The sequence below is a fragment of the Castellaniella sp. genome, assembly GCF_041675725.1.
Lineage (GTDB): Bacteria > Pseudomonadota > Gammaproteobacteria > Burkholderiales > Burkholderiaceae_B > Castellaniella.
Genome location: NZ_JBAYTI010000105.1, coordinates 1 through 5,477, shown reverse-complemented (window position 1 = coordinate 5,477; position 5,477 = coordinate 1). Strand labels below are relative to the sequence as shown.

The 5,477-nt window shown below is 63.2% G+C and carries 3 protein-coding genes; all 3 read left to right on the top strand.

Going from position 1 to position 5,477, the window contains the following annotated elements; all coding sequences use genetic code 11:
• On the top strand, window positions 1-363 hold a 363-nt coding region (locus tag WCZ84_RS13535; RefSeq protein WP_372686805.1), incomplete at its 5' end, for an SLBB domain-containing protein.
• Window positions 364-498: 135 nt separating this feature from the next.
• A complete protein-coding gene (locus tag WCZ84_RS13530) occupies window positions 499-2,769 on the top strand; it encodes a polysaccharide biosynthesis tyrosine autokinase (RefSeq protein ID WP_372686804.1) in 2,271 nt (756 codons plus the stop codon).
• Between the two features lie 395 nt (window positions 2,770-3,164).
• Window positions 3,165-5,477, top strand: a 2,313-nt coding sequence (locus WCZ84_RS13525; RefSeq protein ID WP_372686803.1) for an ESPR-type extended signal peptide-containing protein, incomplete at its 3' end; no start/stop codon positions are given.

Below are 5,477 nucleotides of genomic sequence, written 5' to 3'. Positions count from 1 at the left end.
GTGCCCGAGACGCGCTACAACAAGGTCTTCGTGCTGGGCGAGGTCGAGAAGCCGCAGTCCGTGCTGCTGCCCTATGGCGACTACAGCCTGTCCGAGGCGATCAGCGACGCGGGCGGCCTGAATCCGTCCACCTCGAACGGCAGCCAGGTCTACGTGATGCGCGCCGGCGAGAACGGGCGCCCGCAGGTCTGGCACCTGAACGCCAGCAACCCGGCGGCCCTGGTGCTGGCCGATGGCTTCCGGCTGCACGCGCGCGACGTGGTCTTCGTGGATGCCGCCGCCGTCACCCGCTGGGCGCGCGTGATCAACCAGATGCTGCCCTCGCTCAGCGGCGTGAACACGGCCCGCGCCATCGCCCGCTGATGACGGCGCCACCGGCCCCGCGCGCAGCGGGGCGGATGACGCTTCCCTGGGTGGGGGGCCGGGCGCCGACGGGATCGCGCCATCCCCCTGACCTCGTATTCCTGGCCGGACCGGCTGCCGAGACGTTGTACCCACATGACTGAAAAAACCACCGAAGAGGCCCGGGTGGCCCGCCGTCCCATGGACGATGATGACGAAATCAACCTGGGCGAGCTCTTCAATGTGCTGATGCAGCGCCGTTGGCTGGTGGTGGGCATTTTTGCGGGGGTGCTGCTGGCCGGTATGGTCTACGCCCTGCTGGCCACCCCCATCTACCAGGCCGATGTCCTGATCCAGGTCGAAAACCGCAAGAGCGCGGGCCTGGGCGGGCTGACGGCTTTATCCGACAGCCTGGGCTTCGAGCAAAGCCCGGTGAGCACCGAGCTCGAGATCCTGCGCTCGCGTGAAGTGCTGATGACGGCCATCAAGAAGACCCAGGCCAACATGCAGGTGCAGGTCGAGGGCTATTTCCCGCTGCTCGGCCGCTGGCTGGCGCGCCGCAACGCCGAACAGCACCCCAACGAGCTGGCGCCCCCCGTGTGGGGGATGGGCAGCTACCCCTGGGGGGGCGAGCACCTGAGCTTTGCCCTGCTCGACGTGCCGCCCGAGCACTGGGGCGCCACGTTCTTTCTGGTGGCCACCGGCGATGTCGAGTTCGACATCCTGGATGAGGACGACAACGTGCTGGGCCACGGGCGCGTGGGCGATCGCACCGAGTTTCACGTGGGCGGCCAGCAGGGCGTGCTGGCCGTGGCCGAGCTGCGCGCGCGCATCGGCACCCGCTTCTCGTTCATGGAGCGCTCGCCGCTGCGCCAGTACAAGAGCCTGTCCAGCGGCCTGGACATCCAGGAAGTCGGCAAGAACAGCAGCATCATCCGCCTGCAGTACCAGGATCCCAGCGATGCGTTTGCGGTGTCCATCGTCAACGCCGTGGCCCAGGCCTACCTTGAGCAGAACGTCGAGCGCCGCACGGCCGAGGCGCGCAGCAGCCTGAGGTTCCTGGAAACGCAGCTGCCGGACCTGAAGCGCCAGATGGACGCGGCCGAGGACGCGCTGTCCATGTTCCGCACCAGCAGCAATACCATCGCGGTGGACAAAGAGACCGAGATCCTGCTGAACCGCGCGGTGCAGATGGAAAACCGGCGCCTCGAGCTGCGCCTGAAGCGCGACGAGCTGCTGCAGCGCTTCACCCCGCAGCACCCGGACGTGAAGAACCTGGACAAGCAGATGGCCGCCATCGACGAGGTCGCCAAGAAGCTCGAGGGCGAGATCGACCACCTGCCCAAGGCCCAGCGCGAACTGCTGCCCTTCGAGCGCGATGCGCGCGTGAACACCTCGCTGTACGTGTCGCTGCTGAACAACGCCCAGGAACTGCGCGTGGCTGAAGCCGGGATGATCGGCAACGTGCGCATCATCGACTACGCCGTGCCCAGCGAGCAGCCGGTGAAGCCGCAAAAGACGCTGGTGGTGGCCATTTCGGCTGCGCTGGGCCTGTTTTTGGGCATTCTGGCCGCCTTCCTGGCGTATTTCCTGCGCCCTGCCGTCCAGCGCGCCGAACAGCTGGAAGGCCCCACCGGCCTGAGCACCTACGTCAGCATCCCCGAATCCGACGCCCAGCTGCGGTTGACGCATGCCGAGCGCCGCGGCCACGGCGTGCGCGGGCCCGATGCGCAGGCCAGCCACGGCACCCAGCTGCTGGCCCTGCAGGCCCCGCACGACCCCGCCATCGAAAGCCTGCGCTCGCTGCGCACCGGCCTGAGTTTCGCGCTCATGGGCGCGCCCGGCAAGGTGATCGCCATCACCGGCGCCACCAGCGGCGTGGGCAAGAGCTTTATTTCGGCCAACTTCGCCACCTTGCTGGCCACCACCGGCAAGCGCGTCGTGATCGTGGACTGCGACCTGCGCCGCCCGCGCCTGGCGGCCTACTTCAGCTATGCCCGCAAGGCGCCCGGCCTGTCGGGCATTTTGTCTGGCGACCACGCGCTGGGCCAGGTGCTGCTGCACGAATCCGAAGCCGGCCTGACCGTGCTGCCCGCCGGCCTGACGCCCCCGAACCCGGGCGAGCTGTTGTTGTCGCCCCGCTTTGGCGAGCTGATGAGGCAGCTGGAAGAACAGTTCGACCTGGTCGTGCTGGACACCCCGCCCATTTTGCCTGTGGCCGATACCCTGGCCATCTTGCAGCACACCACGGCCGCGTTCATTGTGGCGCGGGCTGAGCTGTCGACCCCCGCAGAGCTGGTGGACGCCCTGGCCAAACTGCGCCATTCGGGCGTGGCCGAACCGGTGAAAGGCATCTTGTTCAACGCGGTGAAGCGCAACCGGATTGGCTACGGCGCCGGATACAAGTATTATTATGCTTATAAATGAGTAACGAGATAGGGGAAAGGGCCTGAAACAGCACAGACCGTGCTCGGGCATGCTTGAGCACGGTCTGCGCATCAGGTAGCAGGCAGCGGGTGTTTTTAGACACTTCTGTCGTGCTTTGCCTACAGTTCTTGCAAGACCCGTCAGGATTACCCGCACAACTCCCCCCGAACAGGGGGGGAACCTGACTTGGGTCAAATGTAAAACATGCTATCTTCCTTACGGATCGTAATCCAGTAGCCTGCAGCTGGTTTGCAGTCTGCTTTTTGTTGCAGTCATCCAGGGTCGCAGTCATATAAAAGCAGCGCGGCCCTCGATGCGGCAACTTGCTTGGTTCAATACACGTGCCTGTGTATCGGTGAGCTTGAAGTAACTTGTTTCTTTACGGGGAAAAAGGAATGAACAAAATTTACAAGACGATATGGGATAGTGAGATCGGCAACTTTGTTGTCGTCTCAGAGCTCACCAGCGCACGCGGGAAAAAGACGGGGGCTTCCCGCTCGTCCCGCACACGCCTTGCAGTTGCGGGCGCCGTGCTCGCGGGGGCCGGGCTGGCGGTTGGGCCAGCGGGGGCGGCGAATATCGTCGAAGGTACCGGTGCTTCCGCTTTTTTGAGTACAAACAGTATTGCCATTGGGGAAAATGCACATTCAGACCTTAGCCAGTACAGCATTAGTGTAGGAGACTCGGCAACCACCACTCTTAGTATCAGCAGCATGGCTATTGGCCAAGATGCCGATGCCAGCGTAAGCACGAACAGCATCGCCATCGGCCAAGAAGCCAATGCCAGCGTAAGCGCGAACAGTATTGCCATCGGTCAAGAAGCCGATGCCGCTCTCAGTGCCGGCAGTATGGCCATCGGCCAGGAATCGAGCGTCAATGCCAGTGTCAATAGCGTAGCTATTGGTCAACAGGCCAGTTCTAATTTGAGTGCCGGTAGTGTGGCCGTAGGCCAAGAAGCCAATGCCGACGCAAGTGCTGGCAGCGTGGCCATGGGGCAAGGTGCTACGGTCAATACCAGCGTCGGCAGTGTGGCCGTGGGGCAGGACGCTGATGCAAGCAATGGCTTGTACGCTACGGCCGTCGGTGCCGGCGCGCACGCAGAAGGCGATAACAGCACCGCTACTGGCCGGGATGCCCATGCCCAGGGCGACAGCAGTTCCGCAACCGGTCAGTTAGCGCATGCCGAGGGCGATTACAGCACCGCGTCAGGCTATCTTTCCCATGCCAAGGGCGAAAGCAGCAATGCGGTAGGCGATGGCGCCAGCGCCATGGGTGATCGTAGTAACGCCATAGGTAAAGATGCAAAGGCGTATAGCGATGGCAGTAATGCGATCGGCGATGGGGCCAATGCCACTGGCGACAATAGCAGTGCCGTAGGCACCGGGGCCACGGCGGATGGCGACAATGCTTTCGCTGCCGGCACCGGCGCCCAGGCAACGGCTAAAAGTGCGGCGGCCATTGGTGATGGGGCGAGGGCCACGAACGTTAACAGCGTTGCGATGGGGATCAATTCCCATGCATCCAATCAAGACGCTGTTGCTGTCGGTAATGAGGCGATTGCGAGCGGTGAGCGTAGCAGTGCGATGGGCCGGTATGCGAGAGCGCAGGGTAATGACAGTATTGCGGCAGGTACATTTTCGCTGGCCTCTGGTGCCGATAGCACGGCAATAGGCCATGAAGCCGAAGCGACTGGTGCTGACAGCACCGCAATAGGCCATAAAGCTGAGGCCACTGGTGTCAGCAGTAGTGCGATTGGCCAAGGCGCCAGTGCCAGTGGCTCAGAGAGTGTGGCAATAGGGAAAGACGCGGAGTCCAGCGGTGCTCATGGTACGGCAGTCGGTTTTGGTGCCAAGGCAACGAATACTAATGGCGTTGCGATGGGGATCAATTCCCATGCATCCAATCAAGACGCTGTTGCTGTCGGTAATGAGGCTCTTGCCAGTGGCGTGGAAAGCAACGCCATGGGCAGATACGCACGTGCCCAGGGAGATCAAAGTATCGCCATTGGTACGAGATCATTGGCGGTCGATGATAAAAGTACGGCGATTGGCGATGGCGCAGAGGCGCATGGCGAAGGCAGCAATGCGATCGGTGATCACGCTATTGCTAATGGTGTCAACAGCAATGCGGTGGGCACGGGGGCTACGACTAACGGTGAGAATGCGTTTGCCGCTGGTACAGGGGCTCATGCCACTGGTATGAGCGCAACAGCCATGGGCGACGGGGCCTCGGCCAATGGCTCCAACAGTGTTGCCGTTGGTACGGATTCGTCGGCCACGGGGCCGGGCAGCATGGCCATGGGCCAGGACAGCAACGCCTGGGGTCTGAATTCCTCTGCCAGTGGTACGAACGCCAATGCAGTGGGCATCAACGCGATGGCCAGTGGGACGGACTCCGAAGCCATTGGGCTCAATGCGATGGCCAGCGGTACTGGGGCAGGCGCGTACGGGTTGAACGCCTCTGCCAGCGGCACGAACGCCAATGCGGTGGGCATCAACACGATGGCCAGCGGCACAAATTCGAACGCCACGGGCATCAACAGCCAGGCTTCGGGTGTGCGCGCCAATGCCACGGGCCGGAACGCCATTGCCACGGGCACGGATTCCAGCGCCACGGGTCGGGATTCCTCGGCCAGTGGTACGGGTGCGGTGGCCAGTGCGCGTGACGCCCTGGCCAGCGGTACCGGTGCCCAAGCGACGGCACGTAGT

Bases quoted from the DNA above. Each gene is read 5' to 3' on its own strand.
- WCZ84_RS13530 (WP_372686804.1), top strand. From the start codon at position 499: ATGACTGAAAAAACCACCGAAGAGGCCCGGGTGGCCCGCCGTCCCATG.